20 protein-coding genes and 3 other annotated features are annotated in these 19253 nt (G+C 39.8%); of the genes, 2 read left to right on the forward strand and 18 right to left on the reverse strand.

Going from position 1 to position 19253, the window contains the following annotated elements; genetic code table 11:
• Positions 1–183: 183 nt before the first annotated feature.
• The 3 genes from pheT to L1999_RS22890 all read right to left on the reverse strand — a co-directional run bounded on the left by pheT (position 184) and on the right by L1999_RS22890 (position 4822).
• Entirely contained in the window at positions 184–2598 is a 2415-nt protein-coding gene (gene pheT / locus L1999_RS22880; protein ID WP_235740657.1) for a phenylalanine--tRNA ligase subunit beta, read from the reverse strand.
• 48 nt (positions 2599–2646) lie between these two features.
• On the reverse strand, positions 2647–3684 hold the full coding sequence (gene pheS / locus L1999_RS22885) for a phenylalanine--tRNA ligase subunit alpha (protein ID WP_235740658.1): 1038 nt from the start codon (positions 3682–3684) through the stop codon (positions 2647–2649).
• Positions 3685–3756: 72 nt separating this feature from the next.
• Positions 3757–4000, reverse strand: a binding site (T-box leader).
• 60 nt (positions 4001–4060) lie between these two features.
• Positions 4061–4822 carry a TrmH family RNA methyltransferase gene (locus L1999_RS22890; protein WP_235740659.1) on the reverse strand — a complete coding sequence of 254 codons (762 nt, stop codon included), beginning with the start codon at positions 4820–4822 and terminating at the stop codon, positions 4061–4063.
• 120 nt (positions 4823–4942) lie between these two features.
• Between L1999_RS22890 and sspI the strand changes: the two genes are divergently transcribed.
• Positions 4943–5149: a small acid-soluble spore protein SspI gene (gene sspI, locus L1999_RS22895; protein ID WP_215044023.1), complete on the forward strand. Its 207-nt coding sequence runs from the start codon at positions 4943–4945 to the stop codon at positions 5147–5149.
• A 219-nt stretch (positions 5150–5368) separates the two neighbouring features.
• Here sspI and L1999_RS22900 read toward each other — a convergent pair whose 3' ends face one another.
• From L1999_RS22900 to dut, 3 genes are all read right to left on the reverse strand, one after another.
• Positions 5369–6454, reverse strand: coding sequence for a M42 family metallopeptidase (locus L1999_RS22900; protein WP_215044025.1), 1086 nt, complete (start codon positions 6452–6454; stop codon positions 5369–5371).
• A 176-nt stretch (positions 6455–6630) separates the two neighbouring features.
• Entirely contained in the window at positions 6631–7224 is a 594-nt protein-coding gene (locus L1999_RS22905; protein ID WP_235740660.1) for a YdeI/OmpD-associated family protein, read from the reverse strand.
• Between the two features lie 58 nt (positions 7225–7282).
• Entirely contained in the window at positions 7283–7729 is a 447-nt protein-coding gene (gene dut, locus L1999_RS22910; protein ID WP_235740661.1) for a dUTP diphosphatase, read from the reverse strand.
• Between the two features lie 136 nt (positions 7730–7865).
• Here dut and L1999_RS22915 point away from each other — a divergent pair, with 136 nt between their 5' ends.
• On the forward strand, positions 7866–8243 hold the full coding sequence (locus L1999_RS22915) for a sigma-w pathway protein ysdB (protein WP_235740662.1): 378 nt from the start codon (positions 7866–7868) through the stop codon (positions 8241–8243).
• A gap of 18 nt (positions 8244–8261) precedes the next feature.
• On the opposite strand, the gene L1999_RS22920 is transcribed toward L1999_RS22915, so the two are convergent.
• The 12 genes from L1999_RS22920 to coaE form a co-directional block, all read right to left on the reverse strand.
• A complete protein-coding gene (locus L1999_RS22920; protein WP_235740663.1) occupies positions 8262–8522 on the reverse strand; it encodes a DUF1294 domain-containing protein in 261 nt (86 codons plus the stop codon).
• A 56-nt stretch (positions 8523–8578) separates the two neighbouring features.
• On the reverse strand, positions 8579–8938 hold the full coding sequence (gene rplT / locus L1999_RS22925) for a 50S ribosomal protein L20 (protein ID WP_215044035.1): 360 nt from the start codon (positions 8936–8938) through the stop codon (positions 8579–8581).
• Between the two features lie 32 nt (positions 8939–8970).
• Positions 8971–9171, reverse strand: coding sequence for a 50S ribosomal protein L35 (rpmI, locus tag L1999_RS22930; RefSeq protein WP_215044037.1), 201 nt, complete (start codon positions 9169–9171; stop codon positions 8971–8973).
• 17 nt (positions 9172–9188) lie between these two features.
• Positions 9189–9692: a translation initiation factor IF-3 gene (infC, locus tag L1999_RS22935; protein WP_141561135.1), complete on the reverse strand. Its 504-nt coding sequence runs from the start codon at positions 9690–9692 to the stop codon at positions 9189–9191.
• Between the two features lie 141 nt (positions 9693–9833).
• Positions 9834–9966, reverse strand: a sequence feature (ribosomal protein L20 leader region).
• A 192-nt stretch (positions 9967–10158) separates the two neighbouring features.
• Positions 10159–12093, reverse strand: coding sequence for a threonine--tRNA ligase (gene thrS, locus L1999_RS22940; protein ID WP_235740664.1), 1935 nt, complete (start codon positions 12091–12093; stop codon positions 10159–10161).
• Between the two features lie 277 nt (positions 12094–12370).
• Positions 12371–12618: a binding site (T-box leader), on the reverse strand.
• An 87-nt stretch (positions 12619–12705) separates the two neighbouring features.
• Positions 12706–13587 (reverse strand): putative sporulation protein YtxC, encoded by an 882-nt coding sequence (gene ytxC / locus L1999_RS22945; protein WP_235740665.1) that lies wholly within the window; start codon positions 13585–13587, stop codon positions 12706–12708.
• Between the two features lie 143 nt (positions 13588–13730).
• Positions 13731–14657: a primosomal protein DnaI gene (gene dnaI / locus L1999_RS22950; protein ID WP_235740666.1), complete on the reverse strand. Its 927-nt coding sequence runs from the start codon at positions 14655–14657 to the stop codon at positions 13731–13733.
• Positions 14658–14667: 10 nt separating this feature from the next.
• On the reverse strand, positions 14668–16065 hold the full coding sequence (locus tag L1999_RS22955) for a replication initiation and membrane attachment family protein (RefSeq protein WP_235740667.1): 1398 nt from the start codon (positions 16063–16065) through the stop codon (positions 14668–14670).
• A 190-nt stretch (positions 16066–16255) separates the two neighbouring features.
• Positions 16256–16717 carry a transcriptional regulator NrdR gene (gene nrdR, locus L1999_RS22960; RefSeq protein WP_144564449.1) on the reverse strand — a complete coding sequence of 154 codons (462 nt, stop codon included), beginning with the start codon at positions 16715–16717 and terminating at the stop codon, positions 16256–16258.
• 174 nt (positions 16718–16891) lie between these two features.
• The gene (locus L1999_RS22965) at positions 16892–17290 is read right to left on the reverse strand and encodes a hypothetical protein (protein ID WP_215044049.1); all 399 of its coding nucleotides are present in this window, start codon (positions 17288–17290) and stop codon (positions 16892–16894) included.
• 159 nt (positions 17291–17449) lie between these two features.
• Positions 17450–18481 carry a glyceraldehyde-3-phosphate dehydrogenase gene (locus L1999_RS22970; RefSeq protein WP_235740668.1) on the reverse strand — a complete coding sequence of 344 codons (1032 nt, stop codon included), beginning with the start codon at positions 18479–18481 and terminating at the stop codon, positions 17450–17452.
• A 157-nt stretch (positions 18482–18638) separates the two neighbouring features.
• Positions 18639–19244 carry a dephospho-CoA kinase gene (coaE, locus tag L1999_RS22975; RefSeq protein WP_235740669.1) on the reverse strand — a complete coding sequence of 202 codons (606 nt, stop codon included), beginning with the start codon at positions 19242–19244 and terminating at the stop codon, positions 18639–18641.
• Positions 19245–19253 lie beyond the last annotated feature (9 nt).

Raw genomic sequence — 19253 nt, forward strand, 5'->3', positions numbered from 1 at the left:
GAAAATCCTGCGGAAATTTAGCGAAATTTGGATGTCATTTTTTATATCGGCAGATTTTATATGTTTATCAGCAGTTTTCATCAAATTATCAGCACTTTTCAATGTTTTATCAGCGAAAAAATTAATTTATCAGCAATTACACAAAAAAGCCGGCTCGAATTAGTTTCGAACCAGCATTTTACTTTATCCTCTAAGCACAGCCCCAGCCTTTTCTTTTAAGGCATCAAGCACACGCTCATGAACCTTTGTTACCTCTTCATCCGTCAAAGTACGTTCCGGATCCAAATACTTTAACGAGAAAGCAATCGACTTCTTGCCTTCTTCCATTTTATCTCCCTCATACAAATCAAACACTTCCGCCTCTTTAAGAAGTGGTGCACCAGTAGTTAGAATAATATCCTTTAAGGTGCCTGACACCGTTTCTCTGTTTACCACAAGGGCAATGTCTCTTGTGATGGTTGGGAAGCGTGGGATGCTGTTGTATTGTAATGGTGCCGTTTCTTCTTGGAGAACGGCTTGTAAAGAAAGTTCGAATACATAGGTATCTTTTAGATCAAGTTCTTTTTGAACGGTTGGATGGACTTGGCCTACGAAACCAACGCTGACACCGTCCAACCTGATTTCGGCAGTACGGCCAGGGTGCATTCCCTCTACTTGCGCCTGAACATATTCAATACGCCCTTCAAGGCCAAGCTTTGCAAACATCCCTTCCAAGATCCCTTTTACAACGAAGAAGTCAACAGCCTTCTTCTCGCCTTGCCATGAATGGCTGTGCCACAATCCCGTTACAGCTCCTGCTAAATGCTCATTTTCAACCGGAAGCGTTTCTTCCCCATTCGATAGGAATACGGCGCCCGTTTCATAAACAGCTAAACTGTCATTTTGACGTGCACTATTATATTTTAATACTTCCAATAATTGAGGCATGATACTTAAACGAAGTACGCTGCGTTCTTCACTCATTGGCATAGCCAAACGAATGGGGTTACGTTTTTCAAGGGCAAATTGGGCAGCTTTTTCGACACTTGTTAACGAGTATGTTACAGCTTGATACAATCCTGCACCCTCTAGATACTGACGAACCACACGGCGTTTCTTTTGATAAGCAGACAACTTGCCTGGAGTGGTCGAGCCAACTGGCAATGTTTTAGGAATATCATCATAGCCGAATAGGCGCGCAACTTCTTCCACTAAATCTTCTTCAATTTTGATATCCCCACGGCGAGTTGGCGCCGTAACGGTAAGGGTATCCTGTTCGATACTCACAGGGAATTGCAAACGATCAAAGATTTCTTTGACTTCGTTCATTTGAAGTTCTGTGCCAAGGACACGATTGATTTTTTCAATTGTGATCGATACAACCGCAGGTTCAACTGTTAGCGTATCTACCTCTGAAGTTCCCTCAAGCACTTCACCGCCAGCATATTTCACCATTAAGTAAGCGGCACGTTCGCCGGCTGCACGAACACGGTTAGGATCTACGCCTTTCTCGAAACGCGCGCTTGCTTCGCTTCTTAACCCATGATCTTTAGAAGCTTTACGGACAGTCTGACCGTTGAAATAAGCAGCTTCTAAAAGAACAGTAGTAGTATCTGAAGTAACCTCTGAATTAGCGCCGCCCATTACCCCAGCTAAAGCAACTGGCTCGGTTCCGTTCGTGATGACAAGGTGGTCGGCAGTTAACGTACGTTCCACATCATCAAGGGTTACAAACTTTTCACCATCTACCGCACGGCGGACAAGAACTTCCTTTGAGCCTAAACGGTCATAATCAAACGCATGTAACGGCTGGCCATATTCTAATAAGATATAGTTTGTAATATCAACCACATTATTGTGCGGACGGATTCCTGCATTCATCAAGCGGGTTTGCATCCATAATGGTGATGGTCCGATTTTAACATTCTTAATGATTTTAGCAGCATAAAGCGGACTATCTTCTTTGGCCTCAACCGTAATCTTTACGTAATCAGATGCCTTTTCTGTAATTGGTTCAAGGGTCGTCTCAGGAAGCTTAACGTCTCTCCCCAAAATAGCCGCCACTTCATAGGCAACTCCTAACATACTTAGGCAGTCAGAACGGTTAGGGGTTAAGCTTAGCTCTAACACTTCATCGTCACGATTAAGCTGCGCTAACGCATCAACACCAACTTCCGTCTCTGCCGGAAAAACATAGATGCCCTCGGAATATTCTTTTGGAACAATTTTTCCTTCCATACCAAGCTCAGTAAGAGAACAAATCATTCCGTTTGACTCTTCGCCACGAAGCTTAGCCTTTTTAATTTTAAAATTCCCTGGAAGTACTGCTCCCACTGTAGCAACGGCTACCTTTTGGCCTTGTGCCACATTTGGTGCCCCGCAAATAATTTGCACAGGTTGTTCTGCACCGATATCGACCAGACATTTGCTTAATTTATCAGCATTTGGATGCTGTTCACGTTCTAGGACATGACCGATAACAACACCTTTTATTCCTTCATTGAGGACTTCAACACCCTCAACTTCGATTCCGCTTTTTGTAATTTTTTCAGCAAGTTCAACTGCTGTTACACCGGTTAAATCAATATAATCCTGCAGCCATTTATATGATACGAACATGTCGCCAACCTCCTATTATTCAGCTTTAGCGCCTACGGGCCTCAGCATCTACTCGTGTTTTGAAAACTGCTTTAAGAATCGTACATCATTTGTATAGAAATGACGGATATCATCGACACCGTATTTCAACATCGCAATCCGTTCAGGTCCCATTCCAAACGCGAATCCAGTGTATTTCTTAGAATTGTAACCAGCCATTTCAAGAACGTTCGGATGAACCATCCCCGCACCTAAAATCTCAATCCAGCCTGTTTTCTTACATACATTACAGCCATGGCCGCCACAGATTTTACAAGAAATATCCATCTCAACAGATGGTTCTGTGAATGGGAAGAAACTTGGTCGAAGACGAATTTCACGATCTTCACCAAACATTTTTTTTGCAAAAACTTCTAAAGTTCCCTTTAGATCGCTCATGCGAATGTTTTCACCGACCACTAGACCTTCAATTTGCATGAATTGATGGGAATGTGTGGCATCATCATTATCGCGGCGGTAAACCTTACCAGGGCAGATAATTTTAATGGGTCCTTTGCCCTCATGCTTTTCCATTGTCCGTGCTTGGACAGGAGATGTATGGGTACGAAGGAGTATTTCATCTGTGATGTAGAATGAGTCCTGCATATCACGGGCCGGGTGGCCTTTTGGTAAATTAAGAGCTTCGAAATTATAATAATCTTGCTCTACTTCTGGGCCTTCGGCTACTTGATAGCCCATGCCGATAAATAAGTCTTCAATTTCTTCAATGATTCTAGTCAGCGGATGGTGGTTTCCAACCTTGACTGGACTGCCAGGAAGGGTCACATCGATGCTTTCAGATGCTAATTTTTCAAAAACAGCAGCTTCCTCTAACCCTTTTTGTTTGGCTTCGATTTTAGCCGCAATCGTTTCACGCACTTCATTTACAAGTGCTCCCATAACTGGACGTTCTTCAGCTGAAAGCTTCCCCATTCCGCGTAGTACTTCTGTAATCGGTCCCTTTTTACCAAGGTAAGCAACGCGGATGTCATTTAATTCTTTTAAGCTGGCAGACTGCTCAACTTTTTGAAGAGCCTCTTCCTGCAATTCCTTTAATCGTTCTTGCATATCATCTATTCCTCCTTAATGGTAATTGGTCACTTTAGGCAGCCATAAAAAAACAAAAAAACCCCATCCCTGGAAAGGGACGAGGTTTGTTAATTCGCGGTACCACCCTTGTAAACACACGTTATGTAAAAAACATTGTGTTCGCTTCATTCGAATAACGGCCTGTGCCGATACATCTTTACATTTTAAAAAATGGTCCCGATGCCAACTCAGGAGGTGAACTTCTCTAATCTAGAACCATAAAAGTGCTTGCAGTCACGGCACTTTCTCCCTAAATGGTCGATAACTAGGTACTTTTCTCCGTCATCGTTTTTAACTTTTTTCAATTGTTCATTATTATATAACGTTTTTCAGCAAAAGGTCAAACGTATTTCGCCTATTTTTTTAAATAATAGAGCAGAATTCCTGTCGCAACGGCAACATTTAATGATTCACTTTTGCCGAAGATCGGGATATATAGGTTGGCGGTTGTACTAGAAAGAAGATCCTTTGCTACACCATTGCCCTCGTTGCCTACGATAAGGGCAAACGAATCTCCACTGGAAATATCCGTATAGGCAGAGGCCTCTTCAAGTGCTGTTCCATAAACCGGTATACTTTTAGCTTGAAGCTTGTCTATCCATTCATGAAGGTCGCCCCTAATGATTGGCAGGTGAAAGTGGCTTCCCTGTGCTGACCTTAAGACCTTCGAGTTGTAAATATCGACACTGCCGCGTCCTACCACAACTGCATCAATCCCGGCCGCATCAGCTGTGCGGATCATTGTACCAAGATTACCCGGATCCTGGGCAGCATCTATTAATAAAAACGACTTTCCCTCCTCGGCCAAGGTTTCAGCCTTCTTACTTGGTACACGACAAATCGCGTAAATTCCTTGAGGAGTTTCAGTCTCCGTTAATAATTTAGATATTTCTTCCGTAACGAGAGTGACTGGTGTAGAACTGACATCCCAGCGCGGCGGCAGACCTACCTGTTCCGAAACGATAATTTCTAATATCTGCTCACCTTGCTTGAGTGCTTCCTCTACTAAATGAAAACCCTCTATTATAAACGACTCGGTTTTATCCCGCTCTTTTTTTGTTAAAAGTTTTCTCCATTGTTTTACCTTAGGATTATTGACAGATTCTATAAATTTCAAAACAGTTCTCCTTTAACTAACTCATATATTTTCTCATTATATCCTAAATATAGTACATAATAAAACCCAAACCTAGAAATCATAATATTGAAGAAAGGTTAACAAAAGGAGGATGCTTACATGAACTTAAACCTACGAAATGCGATTCTTCACAACGTTTCCGGTAATACACAAGATCAATTACAAGATACAATCGTGGATGCCATTCAAAGTGGCGAGGAAAAAATGCTTCCTGGACTTGGGGTATTATTTGAAGTGATTTGGCAAAATTCATCTGAAGATGAGAAGAAAGAAATGCTTGAAACCCTTGAAAAAGGCGTGAAATAATTTACAGGCTGCCAATTTGGCGGCTTTTTTGTTTATAACAGTGCGCAATGTTGATTTCTTTGACAGACTTGAGAAAATAGGCCCTTGCTCGCGGTAATGACCTACTGTTTCATTGTCCTTCTGAACGAGAAATTCTCTAGTTCGGGCAATGAGCAAGAATAAAGTGGTGATTTCAACAAACAAACCCCCGGCTAACACTAGCCCGAGGGTCGTTTCATTTTATTCAAATGTAATCTTATCAACCGTTTCACGGTCTAAACGCTTAATAACCTCAACAATCAATTTAACCGCATTTTCGTAATCATCACGATGAAGCATTGCTGCATGTGAATGAATATAACGAGTCGCAATCGTGATCGCAAGCGCAGGTACACCTTTATGAGTCAAATGGATTGAACCCGCATCTGTACCACCGCCAGGGATGGATTCAAATTGATAAGGAATATTCAACTCATCGGCTGTATCCGTAACAAAGTCACGCAACCCTTTATGTGCCACCATAGAAGCATCATAAACAACTACCTGCGGGCCTTTGCCCATTTTGCTCATTGCTTCTCTCTCAGAAATTCCAGGCGTATCTCCGGCAATACCCACGTCCACTGCAAAACCGATATCCGGCTCAATTTTGTAAGTAGCTGTCTTCGCACCGCGCAAGCCAACCTCTTCTTGAACATTTCCAACGCCATAAACCACGTTTGGATGCTCAACACCTTTCAGCTGTCTTAACACATCAATCGCAATCGCACAACCAATCCGGTTATCCCATGCTTTGGCTAATAACATTTTCTCATTGTTCATGACGGTAAATTCAAAATATGGAACAACCATGTCTCCTGGACGAACGCCCCACCCTTGTGCTTCTTCTCGGCTGGACGCCCCAATATCAATGAACATATCTTTAATTTCAATTGGTTTCTTGCGGGCTTCTGCTGATAAGATATGTGGTGGTTTAGAACCGATAATACCTGTTACCTCACCTTGCCTTGTTACAATTGTGACGCGCTGAGCCAGCATAACCTGTCCCCACCAGCCACCAACGGTTTGAAAGCGAAGGAAGCCTTTGTCGTCGATTTGCGTTATCATAAAACCAACTTCATCCAAGTGGCCGGCCACCATTATTTTGGGGCCGCCTTCTTTCCCCACTTTTTTGGCAATTAAACTGCCGATTCCATCAGTCGTGATTTCATCCGCATATGGAGCTATGTATTGTTTCATCACTTCACGGACTTCACGCTCATTACCGGGAATACCTTTGGCATCTGTTAAATCCTTCAACATTGTTAATGTTTCGTCTAGTTTTGCCATGTTTAAGCCCCCTAATAGGTATGTACGACCTTATTATACAAAACGAAACTGTCAAGCTACAAATTTTTGGTTCAAATAATCGACGGCAGGGCCTATTTTGAGCTGATCGCCTTACTTTCAATCCTGCCAAGCGATTAAAGCAGCTATAGTCTAAATGGATATTTTATAAAAATGGACTAATCATTTAATCCTTTTCCATTGAGAATTTGCTGCACATACTTTTCAACCCTGGACACTCGAGTTTTGGATTGCTTGGGTTGAGCAAAATAAAGAAGGTATGCCCTTTGCCGTCCCGGTGTTAATGCTTCAAAAGCCGTTTTCAAAGCAGGAATCTCATCTAATTTATGTTGAAATTCTTCAGGAATAATGTAATCTGTATTCTTTTTAAAGTTCACTTCCAAACCATTTTTTTCAACTTCAATCGCTTCATAAATATAGTCTTTCAAGATCGTTTCCATTGTAACGATTTCTTGAACGTTGGTGAACCGAATCTGGCGCGCCGCCTGTACATTCTCCGTTTGTTGGATTAGAATCCCCTGGGAATCCTTTAACAAGGCACCTTTGTGAAACAGAAGGGCACAATATTCTTTAAATCCATGAATTAAAACGATGTTTTTTTTCTCAAACGTGTAACAAGGATGCATCCACTTAAATTCTTCGGTCAGCTCACAGTCAAGAACAATCTTTCTCAACTTCTCATATTCTTCCTTCCACTGTTTTGCTTTATTTAAAAATTCATCAACCTTAGGATTCGTTCTACTCTCTGTCATCCAGAAACACCTCCCTTTAATTCTTCCTGCCATAAATTTTTCTGATTAAGTTCATAGCTTAGGAGTTGATTGTGGTCCCAGATGAACCAAAACCACCAGTTCCCCTTTCAGATCCTGTTAATTCATCTACTTCGAAAAGATCAACTTTAGCAATAGGAGCAATTACCATTTGGGCAATTTTCATTTTCTTCTCTATGACAAAATCCTTTTTCCCATGATTAATAAGAATGATTTTAATTTCTCCTCTGTACCCTTCATCTATAGTGCCTGGACTATTTAAAACAGTAATAGAATGATTTAAGGCCAAACCACTTCTTGGACGAATCTGAGCTTCCGTCCCTTTTGGCAATTCCAATTGAATACCTGTTTGTATGAGTGCTGCCTCTCCCGCTTTTATGACTTTCTCTTCTACTGAGAATAAATCAAACCCAGCATCACCTTCATAAGCCCGATTTGGCAATAAAGCATCTTCATGAATTAATTTAACTTTAATCGTGTAGGTCATAAGTATCCTCCATTCGTTTCAATTTATGTAATAGTAAGCTCATTCAAGAAATTATATCAAAACATAAAATTAGTGAAACTTCTGTTTTTCGTATCCGTATTAAAAAGTATTATCGTGTAGGGTAGGGGGCATAACCATGATCTGGTTGCTGCGTTTTATATTGTTGTTCTTACTTTTCTTCATTGTTTACTTGGGGATCAAATCTTTTTTCAACTCGTCCCGAAAACTTGAAACAGCTCGTAAACATAAACGATTTTTACTTCTGGATGATGAAGATATTAGAAAGAACTTCATGGTGACGTATCAAGGTGCTGTATTTGTTGGCGAAAAATATATGGGTGAAAAGGATAACGGCTTTGATGTTGTTTCAGTCTTTATTTGGCCTAACAATCCTGCTGCACTAAAAGGACTCATAAAAGAAGACTTCACTTTTCTAACAGAAAAAATACGTCAGAAATATCCGAATGCGGATATTCATTGGAAAAGTACGGTAAAGGGAATTTATACAGACTAGCCGCAGATCAAGCGGCTACTAAATGATTATTTTTAAAAAGATTATGATCTCTAGGATGGCAAGGATAGGGAACCCTAGCTTAAAGGATGTGTGTTTTGTTTTATGACGGTAAAGCTGCATTCCTGCAGTGGTCCCAATTGCCCCGCCAAAGATTGCCACCATCCAAAGTGTCCTCTCACTAATTCGATATTCATGCTTTTTGGCACGCTTTTTATCCTCTCCCATAATCAACAGCCCGACTAAGTTCATAACAATTACAGCGATAATGAATACTTTCATTCTTATTTCCCCTTTTATAGAAAAAGCCATCCTCATGATGAGAATGGCTTTTATTATTACTTATTGTACTGTTGTTTAGCTGTGTTTGCTAATTCAGCAAATGCGTTTGCATCGCTAATAGCAAGTTCAGAAAGCATCTTGCGGTTTACTTCGATACCAGCAAGCTTTAAGCCATGCATTAAACGGCTGTAAGAAAGACCGTTGATACGAGCTGCTGCGTTGATACGAGTAATCCAAAGTTTGCGGAAATCGCGCTTAACCTGACGACGGTCACGGAAAGCATATTGTAATGATTTCATAACCTGTTGGTTAGCAACTTTATATAATGTATGTTTTGAACCGTAATAACCTTTTGCTAATTTAAGAACTCTTTTACGACGTTTGCGAGTAACAGTACCGCCTTTTACACGTGGCATGTAATTTCCCTCCTATAAATCGATCACTTATATTATTTTACGTAAGTTAGTAGATGACGAATGCGTTTGAAATCGCCTTTTGAAACAAGACCTGATTTGCGAAGCTTACGCTTAGCTTTTGTAGATTTGTTAGCGAATAAGTGGCTTGTATAAGCATGGTCACGCTTTAGTTGACCAGAACCAGTTTTCTTGAAACGCTTTGCAGCGCCGCGGTGAGTTTTCATTTTTGGCATTATGATTGTCCTCCTTATTACTTATCGTTTTTAGGTGCTAAAACTAGGAACATGCTGCGTCCATCCATTTTTGGATGTGATTCAATGGTCGCAACTTCCTTGCACGCTTCGGAAAAACGGTCTAACACACGTTGACCGATTTCTTTATGGGTAATCGCCCGGCCCTTAAAACGGATAGACGCTTTTACCTTGTCGCCTTTTTCCAAAAATTTAATGGCATTACGAAGCTTTGTATTAAAGTCATGTTCATCTATTGTTGGGCTTAGACGAACTTCTTTAGTAGTAATAATCTTTTGATTCTTACGTGCTTCTTTTTCTTTCTTTTGATTCTCGAATTTGAATTTGCCATAGTCCATAATTCGGGCTACCGGAGGCTTTGCATTTGGTGCTACAAGTACCAAATCAAGGTTTACTCTTCCGGCGATTTCCAATGCTTCAAATTTGGTCTTAATCCCCAATTGTTCGCCATTCTGGTCAATTAAACGAACTTCTCGAGCACGGATGCCCTCATTCAACAACATGTCTTTGCTAATAATTAGCCACCTCCAAGGTTTTATCAAGAATACAACTTCTGGGGTACAAGAATAAGATCACCTTATTGTTTGACACCCTAGTTGATTGACAGGCATGAAATACTTTTAAAAGTGCTATTTCTTAAGTACACAAACAAAAAAGTGCGGATGAATACACCCACACTTTACAGAACATAAGTAATAAACAAAAAGTTCACGTAAAACCTGCCAACTGCTTAACTAGCGTCAATCAGGTGAGAAGCGGGTGCTTCTTCTTTTCCCAAAATTAAGTATTCAATTTTACCTTAGTAACTATATCATAGCGAAGATTACTTGTCAAACAAACTATTTTTCTTTGACAACGAAATTTATTGTAGCAAGAAACAAAAAATTATTCAATAGTTTTTTTTGAAAAAGCGAAAATGCCTTGTCTAAACATCAAAAAAAGAGAGGATTACCCTCTCTTTTTTGAAAATTAACCACGTTTTACTTCTGCTTGAAGTGCAGTAAGGAAATCACCAAAGGCGATCGTTTCTGATTTCTGCTCGCCATATTTCCGGACGTTGACAGCATTATCTTCCACTTCTTTGTCACCAACAACCAGCATATATGGTATTTTCAGCATTTGCGCTTCACGAATTTTATAGCCGATTTTTTCATCACGGCCATCTAATTCCACACGGAAGCCTTCGTTTTGCAGTTGTTCCTGAACTTGTTTCGCATAGTCATAATGTGCGTCAGGTGAAACTGGTATCACTTGTACCTGTACTGGTGCAAGCCATGTTGGGAATGCCCCTTTGTATTCTTCAATCAAGTAAGCAACAAACCGTTCCATTGTTGATACAACGCCGCGGTGAATAACAACAGGACGATGCTGTTTTCCGTCTTCGCCGACATAATTTAAGTCAAAACGTTCAGGAAGCAAGAAATCCAATTGAACAGTTGATAATGTTTCGTCTTTACCTAATGCAGTTCTTACTTGAACATCAAGCTTAGGACCATAGAAGGCTGCTTCTCCCTCAGCTTCGAAATAATCAAGACCAAGATCATCCATTGCATCTTTCAACATGCTTTGTGCTTTTTCCCACATCGCATCATCATCAAAATACTTTTCAGTATCCTGCGGATCGCGGTAAGAAAGACGGAATGAGTAATCGTTAATATTAAAGTCTTTATATACTTCTAGAATTAAATTCACAACACGCTTGAATTCATCTTTAATTTGATCTGGACGGACGAAGATATGAGCATCATTTAATGTCATCCCACGAACACGCTGCAATCCTGCTAAGGCTCCTGACATTTCGTAACGATGCATTAGACCAAGTTCCGCAATCCGAATTGGAAGCTCACGATAGCTGTGCATACTGTTTTTGTACACCATCATATGATGCGGACAGTTCATTGGACGGAGCACTAATTGCTCGTTATCCATTTCCATAATCGGGAACATGTCTTCATGATAATGATCCCAGTGACCGGAAGTTTTGTATAAATCTACGCTTCCCATAATTGGCGTGTACACGTGATCATAACCAAGACGCTGCTCTTTATCGACGATGTAACGTTCAATCACACGGCGGATCGTTGCCCCTTTCGGAAGCCATAATGGTAAGCCTTGACCAACTAATTGGTTACTTGTGAAAAGACTTAATTCTTTTCCGATTTTACGGTGGTCACGCTCTTTCGCCTCTTCTAATAAACGGAGATGCTCTTTTAAGTCTTCCTTCTTAAAGAAAGCAGTACCATAAACGCGCTGCAGCATTTTATTATCGCTGTTGCCGCGCCAATAAGCACCCGCAATACTTAGCAGTTTAAACTCTTTAATTTTTCCAGTAGACGGCACATGTACCCCACGGCAAAGGTCGAAAAATTCACCCTGCTCATAGATTGTTACTGTTTCTTCATCCGGAATTGCTTCAATTAGTTCAAGCTTGTAAGGATCTCCAGCTTCTTTAAAAAGCTGTACTGCTTCAGCACGGCTGACTTCCTTACGAACGATTTCAATGTTTTCATTGACGATTTTCGCCATTTCTTTTTCAATCTTTGGCAAATCCTCAGGTGTTAATGATACATCAAGGTCCATGTCATAATAGAAGCCTCCTTCAATAACCGGTCCAACCCCTAAATTGACATCAGGATATAGTCTTCTCACCGCTTGTGCCATTAGATGGGCTGTACTATGGCGTAATACCTCTAACGCCTCATTTGATTCGGGTACAACGATTTCTATAGAACCGTCTTCTAAGATGGGACGGCGAAGATCAACCATTTGTCCGTTCCATTTACCGGCGATTGCCTTTTTCTTTAGGCCCGGGCTGATGGAAGCAGCAATATCTTCAGTTGTTGTTCCTTTTGGAAACTCCTTTACTGCTCCATCAGGAAACGAAATCTTAACAACATCTGACATAATAACTCCTCCTTTAAATTTAAGCGCCTGAAGCCATTTGGACTACAAAATCGCTTTAAAAAAATGGCTGTGTTAAAGGTTATTGTTAATTTTTAGCCTGTTGATTGGAGCGGAAGGCGGCGAAGACTCCTGCGGGAGTACGGGGCAGGGGAGACCCCACAGGCGCAAATGCGCCGAGGAGGCTCCCCGGCACGCCCGCGGAAAGCGAAGCCGCCTGGAGCCGAAATCAACAGTCAAGATTAACACAGCAAAAAAAATAAAAAAACCCGTCCCTAGGAATAGGGACGAGTTTTGATTAACACGTGGTTCCACCCAATTTTTCATTTTTAAAAAATCCATTAAAAATGACTTTGGTCAGGTAACGGCTGTGGCCGTCAACAATTACTTTCCCCATCAGAAAATGAAGAGTTCACTGCCGAAGTTTAAAGGTGGTAAGTATTTATTCCGTGTTAGAAGACTTTCAGCCGGTGGTCTTCCTCTCTTTAAACCGTAAAGAAATACTGTTGTCCTTATCATTACTTTTACTACATATTTGCTATGTACGTTATTATAATGATTTACTTTTAAAAATGCAAGGTACATAAAACTAAATATTGACATGATTTTAAGATTTTATGCATGATTTTCTGATGACTCTTGATCCAGGTTCCACTTTTTCAAACTTCTCAAGGCGGTAAAATTTTTAGTTGTCACTCGTTCTTCAAAAATATTTTTAATTGTTCTTACCAGCGGCTCATCTGGATTTTTTGTATATAGAAAAATGGACGTAGGTGCAATTGATAGAAGTGGTGCGATGGAAACAGAATCAACGTATACCGGATGGTTTACCAATAATTTTCGATCAATCATTTTCGTTAGTTCCGCTCGTTTTATTTCCTCCAAATTCTCATTAAAAAACGTGATTTCCTCATCAAATAATACATGCAGGGTTGACATTCTCGGCTCCCGCTTTACCAAAAAGTCCCGGAGCATTTGAATAAACATTTGATATTCTTGCTCCATTTTGTATTCATCAATGGCGAGTTCTACATATTCTTCGAGCATTTGAAGGTATGGCCGTAAGCGAAATTTAAGCAAGGAATCAATAGAGAAAGAAACCTTTTCTTGAAAAATATGATCAACTGCCTCTTCAATAAAAGCTGTCTCTTTTTTGGTTTCCTTTAAAAAAACGGCAAGGTCCTCTCTTTGACCTTCAAGGATGGAATAAATAATCTCCATAATCTGCTGCTGTTCTTCTTCATCATGAAAGAAATAATGACTCTTAATAATCTCTAGAAACCAGTCATCACGCTTCATCGTTGTTATAAAATCATAAAAGGCTTTTTTCACCTTATTCACTATATCTTTCGAAAAGTTCCCATCTAACACTTGTACTATATGTCGATCTTCTATTAGAAGAATAGTTTTTTCAACAGAATTGAATGGTAAATACGTTAGCAAGTGATTATAAAACCGGTTCGCATCTATCTTGCTTTGGAAGATGATTTCCGCCAACCAAATCCCCCCTTTTTTAGAAAAATCTCTGTTTAATATATATGGGGGACTTGACCAAAATAGAAGTATCCACATCCTTAGAATTGTTATTTAAATAAAAAAAGGACCGCCTGAAGTTTACAGGCAATCCTTTCAAGCTATTATTATCTTCTGTTTGGACCATCGACTAAAACAGGCTCACTCAAGGTACGGATTCTTTCCATAATTCTGCGAGCCTTCATTTTCTCTTCCTCGCCGCGCTGGCTATAGGTTAAATGATGCTCCAGTCCTTTTAAATCAAAGTTTGAAGTAAAAAAGGTTGGAAGGTTTTCGAGCATTCGGAACTGGAGAATCGGTCCAAGCACCTCATCTCTTGTCCAGCTGGATACAGCCTCCGCACCAATATCATCCAGCATTAAAATCGGTTCTTTTTTCAAGGCCTCTATTTTTTCGTTTAAGGTGGAGTCGGCAATCGAACTTTTCATTTCCCGTAATAATTCCGGGACATAAACAATCATAGAGGAAATTTGTTTTTTGGCCAGCTTGTTCGCAATGGCGCCAAGTATATACGATTTCCCAACACCAAATTCTCCGTATAAATATAAGCCTTTTGCCTGCTTCCCTTGTTCATAGTTTAAAATAAACGACAGTGATCGTTGAATGGCATCGATTCGATTATTATCATGTTCAAAGTCCTCAAAGGTTGCATTCAAGATGTCTTTTGGAACATATAAACTTTTAATTAACTTTTCATTTTTTCGTTTTTCATCATCCATCATTTTTCTTGGACATCGTTCATATCTTACATCAATTGAATTCCTTACTAACACTAGCTCGGGCTGATATCCCTTCATCATATTAATACAGCCATTAAGACTTTCACACTTATTACATTCCAGGCTTTGATTAATATACTCGTAAAGCTTATTTAAGCCCTTTTCAATTGTATCCTTGGTCAACTCCTGTTCATGTTCCCTAATAAATGATTTCACTGCTGGATGCGACAGCGTTTCTTGGCGCATTTTTTCATATCGTTTTTGAAAACTCTCACTTGAGGCTATCCGGTTTAGCGTTCGGTTAATCTTTTCCATATGTCACCTCTTAATCATCGATTGCTTTTAACATTTCTTCTATTTCACGTTTTTTAGCCTCTAAATCAGGATCTTTTTCTTTTGGACCTTCCGCAGGTTCTTTTTTTGGATCTTTATCAAACCAATCAGGCAATAGTTCAGTCCTAATCGGTTTTTTATTTGATGTTCTTCTGTTTTTCTTCTCTTCATCCCAAGAAAGATACTTACTGTGTTCACTTCTCGCTAATTCCATCGCTTCTTTAACCGTTTTAACTTCCTTCCGCGCCCAGTGGCTGGCAATTTGCTCGACATAGTTCTTAGTAAATTTCGAATCTGCTTTTAACAGAACATATTGGATGAGCACATTGACAACACCAGGCAGCAGTTTCTTCTTGGACATGACATCTTCAATAATTTTCAATTCGGTATCAGAAGGTTCAATTCCATGTGAAGCGTCTCTAAATACCTTAACAGGGGATGTGGTTTCCAACGAACGGACTAACTCTTCTTCTTTCGTCTTTGGCTCGTCTAATTGATTGCGGTATCTAGGCGGCTGTGTCCGTTCCACTAAGCTCGGATATTGCTCATTATTTTCAAATTGATACCAGTTTCGTGCTGCTTTTCTTAAGTCCTCGAGATCAATTTCATTATTTGGATTAATGGCATCAAGAATTAAATTTTTCATTTCAATCGGATTTATATTATATAGGAACGACAGATTACTAATCACTTCTTTTACTTTTTTCGTTAATGCCTTTTTAGGGACAAGTGATTCATTTAAACCGGCCACTAGCAAACCAAAATCAAAAGTATCGATATCAATTTGAATCCCCTGCTGTTCCTGACGGCTCATAAATTGTTCATCATCCTCCGCTTTTAATTCTCCTGAAACATCTTGTATATATTGCATGCTCCCAAGTGTGGCGGAGGCAAACACATCTTGGAATGCCTTTGTTACATTCTGATATTCCGTTTCCTTTGGCTTTTGTTGATCAGTAAAAAATCGCTTCAATCGGGAAAAATGGTTCTTCCCTATTTTCCGAAACAAATAAATGTTTAACATTCCATCTAAAAAGAACTGCTCCGGATTTAAAGGCGGCTGAAGTTCATAAATGAAGGAACGCTCTTCATCTGCTGTTTTGACATAGGTTTTGATTAACCCGATTCCCTCTAGCTTTAACCTAGCTTCGTAAATATCCTTTAAATTCATTCCCATAAGATTCATCAATAGATGGTGTGTCGATGATTCAGACCAGAGGCGATTTTCCTCCAGTTCTGCCCAGAGCGTCATGTACAAACTTAAGCAAGCTGACCCTATCAGCGGCTGATATAAAAACGTCAGCACTTTACGGTCATATTCATGCAGCAGCCCGCCGGCAGCTACTATATAACGGTCGATAGGCAGAATTTCCTGCCAATGCTGCGCCATATCAATCCAACCTTTCCTCTTAAAAATGTATAATAAAAGTCCAGCTACAGCGCCTAGGGGCTCGAGATCATAAGTCAATCCGGCAAGAAGGTTAAAGTGCAACCTTCTCACCGGATTGTCTTATGCTTGTCGCCCCTGGTCAAGGCGCTTCCGCTTTGTAAACAAAAAGAGCTAAAATCATCAGCTCCTTTTACGATTTTTCCTTTTTTATTAATTCTTTTAATTCGTCTATAAAAACATTAATATCTTTAAATTGGCGGTACACAGAGGCAAATCGCACATAGGCAACTTCATCCACGTGTGCTAGCCTGTCCATAACCATTTCGCCAACCGCTTCACTTTTGATTTCAGAAATCCCTTGGCTGCGAAGGTCTTTTTCCACACCGTGCGTTATATCTTCTAATTCCTTTAAGGCGACAGGGCGTTTCTCGCACGCCTTAATCAGGCCTCTTAGGATTTTATCACGACTGAATTCTTCTCTTGTTCCTTCCTTTTTCACCACAATCAGCGGAATCTCTTCAATCTTTTCAAATGTAGTAAACCGATAACCGCATTCCTCGCATTCTCTTCTTCTCCGTGTTGCACGTCCTTCATCAACAGGCCGGGAATCAAGCACACGTGTACCGTAATTTTGACATGAAGGGCACTTCATTGTTAATCAACTCCAAATCTGAATAAAAGAACTTGCCAACTGGTGTTCCCCTAAAGGGGCGAAGACAAAGGCGTTATACGTTGTGTTTATACATCTTTTTAACCAGCCCTCTATTTCCGAACAAAATCCTTAACTTTATCTTATAAAAAAGAGGGCTTTAACACAAGTAGCGGATTACGAGTTTTTTCTTATTTCGACAAGGTTATGTAATCGATTGATTCGTTCATAATAAGATTCAATCCTCTTTTTCAATTGTGGATATATACCTAGGAGTGAAAAACTCTCAGACGAAATATTAAAATCTACTGCTGTTTCCATTGGTTTTACAGAAACAATCGTGACGACTAGAAAGCATGGAATAGGTTTATTTATTTCAACCGCAATCTCCCCATGGTCTTTGGATACAGTGGTGACTCGACAGTCCGCATCGTCGTGAAATAATTTCTCAACCGACTGAAATAATTGATTAAAGGTCCCTTTATAATAATGCGTTTTTAACGAAACATCCGTATTACGGTCAGACGTTTCTAGTTGTTTTTTAAATCGTGTAAAAATATTCACCATGATAGCCATATAAACCCTCCAAGTTTCTTCCTTTTTATCTATTTTACAACATTCTGTTAAAAATAGAAAAAGAGGAGTACGAATTCGTACACCTCTTTTCATATTTTTTATTAGAAGGCAGAAAAATTTGCTAATTTGGCCTAGAAAAAGGCTCCCACAAAGGGATTATTAGCTGACTTTCACCTTTGACATTTTAGTGATTTCCTCTGCCACATACAAAGCGAGGTCGACCACTCGAGATGAATAGCCCCATTCATTATCATACCAAGCTAAGACCTTGACTTTTCTTGTTCCCATTACCATTGTTGAGAGACCATCAATAATAGCAGAATGGGCGTTTGTATTAAAGTCTACAGATACTAAAGGCTCCATCGTAACATCCAAAATTCCTTTTAATGAGCCATTTGCAGCTTCTAAAAATGCTTGATTAATATCGTCTAGTGTAACATCACATTTTAAATCGACAACTAAGTCCACTAATGAAACATTAGGAGTCGGCACACGTAAGGACATCCCATGCAGTTTTCCTTTCAATTGCGGGAGCACCAATGAGATGGCCTTAGCCGCTCCTGTTGTTGTTGGAATAATAGATTGTCCACATGATCGGGCTCTTCGTAAGTCCTTATGCGGATTATCAATATTCTTCTGATCGTTTGTATAAGCGTGAATGGTTGTCATTAAACCAGATTCGATACCGAATGTTTGATCCAAAACCTTTGCAACAGGTGCGAGACAGTTGGTCGTACACGAAGCATTAGAAATAATATCGTGCTGATTAAGATCAAGCATGTCTTCATTTACTCCCATCACAATGGTAACGTCCTCATTTTTACCCGGGGCTGTTAAGATAACCTTTTTGGCACCAGCTTCCAGATGACGTGCAGCTTGTTCACGAGAATTAAATTTTCCCGTTGCCTCAATGACAATATCAATCCCAAGTTCCCTCCAAGGTAATTCCTCAGGGACACGATTATTTAATAGTTTAACTCGTTTACCATTTACGATTAATTCATTATCTAAAGGGATAACATCTCCCTGAAATGTCCCATGATTTGTATCATACTTAATGAGATGAGCTAAGGTTTCTGCCGGATAGCTCGCATTGATTGCTACAACCTCAAGATTCCCCTCATAAATCGCTTTTCTAAAAACCATCCTTCCAATTCTCCCAAACCCATTGATCGCAATTCTCGCTTTCATTTTACGGCCCCTTCCGCATTAGTGTTATACTGTTATCAAGTATTGTTACAATTAGTATAACACATTAAAGTTTAATTGTGATCATTTAAGTGCGGATATTTTTAAATTTTTATCTAAAGCAAAAAGAGAAGGGGTTAGTCCCTTCTCTTTTCCATTATTATTCTTGTTTTATTCCCCATTTAGCAAGTATCATAAGCAGCTGTTGTTTCGTCTCATCAATCGACCCATTATTATTTATTACAGCGTCAGCAAGCTTAATTTTTTCTGATAAGGGCATTTGTGAATTGATTCTAGCTTGTGCATCTTCATGGGTTAGGTTATTTCTTTCCACTAATCTTTGCAATTGTATGTCACAATCAACATAAACCAGTATCGTTTTTTCAACCATCGCGGTTAGGTTACTTTCAAATAATAAAGGAATATCCAAGACCACTACCTCTTCATTATTCCGTTTGGCAGTCTCCACTTGTTCAAGCATTCTTCGTCTTACTTCCGGATGGGTTATTTCATTTAACCGCTGCCGTTGATCAGCTTGATGGAAGATAATTGCACCAAGTTTTTGCCGGTCAATTTCTCCAGTTTCTAAAAGAATATCATCGCCAAATTCGGCAAGAATTTTCTGGTAAGCAGGTTCACCTTTCATGACCGCTAAGCGGGCTTCAACATCTGCATCGATAACGGTGATAGACATTTCTTTTAACATGTTTGATACTGTACTTTTTCCACTGGCAATTCCGCCTGTTAGGCCTATAACGAGTGACATGCTTTCTTC

This window comes from Neobacillus drentensis (assembly GCF_021560175.1).
Taxonomy (GTDB): Bacteria; Bacillota; Bacilli; order Bacillales; family Cytobacillaceae; genus Neobacillus; species Neobacillus drentensis_A.

Coding starts and splice junctions, on each gene's coding strand:
- pheT (WP_235740657.1), bottom strand. CDS start 2,598: ATGTTCGTATCATATAAATGGCTGCAGGATTATATTGATTTAACCGGT.
- pheS (WP_235740658.1), bottom strand. CDS start 3,684: ATGCAAGAACGATTAAAGGAATTGCAGGAAGAGGCTCTTCAAAAAGTT.
- sspI (WP_215044023.1), top strand. CDS start 4,943: ATGAACTTAAACCTACGAAATGCGATTCTTCACAACGTTTCCGGTAAT.
- L1999_RS22900 (WP_215044025.1), bottom strand. CDS start 6,454: ATGGCAAAACTAGACGAAACATTAACAATGTTGAAGGATTTAACAGAT.
- L1999_RS22905 (WP_235740660.1), bottom strand. CDS start 7,224: ATGACAGAGAGTAGAACGAATCCTAAGGTTGATGAATTTTTAAATAAA.
- dut (WP_235740661.1), bottom strand. CDS start 7,729: ATGACCTACACGATTAAAGTTAAATTAATTCATGAAGATGCTTTATTG.
- L1999_RS22915 (WP_235740662.1), top strand. CDS start 7,866: ATGATCTGGTTGCTGCGTTTTATATTGTTGTTCTTACTTTTCTTCATT.
- L1999_RS22920 (WP_235740663.1), bottom strand. CDS start 8,522: ATGAAAGTATTCATTATCGCTGTAATTGTTATGAACTTAGTCGGGCTG.
- rplT (WP_215044035.1), bottom strand. CDS start 8,938: ATGCCACGTGTAAAAGGCGGTACTGTTACTCGCAAACGTCGTAAAAGA.
- rpmI (WP_215044037.1), bottom strand. CDS start 9,171: ATGCCAAAAATGAAAACTCACCGCGGCGCTGCAAAGCGTTTCAAGAAA.
- infC (WP_141561135.1), bottom strand. CDS start 9,692: ATGTTGTTGAATGAGGGCATCCGTGCTCGAGAAGTTCGTTTAATTGAC.
- thrS (WP_235740664.1), bottom strand. CDS start 12,093: ATGTCAGATGTTGTTAAGATTTCGTTTCCTGATGGAGCAGTAAAGGAG.
- dnaI (WP_235740666.1), bottom strand. CDS start 14,657: ATGGAAAAGATTAACCGAACGCTAAACCGGATAGCCTCAAGTGAGAGT.
- L1999_RS22955 (WP_235740667.1), bottom strand. CDS start 16,065: ATGGCGCAGCATTGGCAGGAAATTCTGCCTATCGACCGTTATATAGTA.
- nrdR (WP_144564449.1), bottom strand. CDS start 16,717: ATGAAGTGCCCTTCATGTCAAAATTACGGTACACGTGTGCTTGATTCC.
- L1999_RS22965 (WP_215044049.1), bottom strand. CDS start 17,290: ATGGCTATCATGGTGAATATTTTTACACGATTTAAAAAACAACTAGAA.
- L1999_RS22970 (WP_235740668.1), bottom strand. CDS start 18,481: ATGAAAGCGAGAATTGCGATCAATGGGTTTGGGAGAATTGGAAGGATG.
- coaE (WP_235740669.1), bottom strand. CDS start 19,244: ATGTCACTCGTTATAGGCCTAACAGGCGGAATTGCCAGTGGAAAAAGT.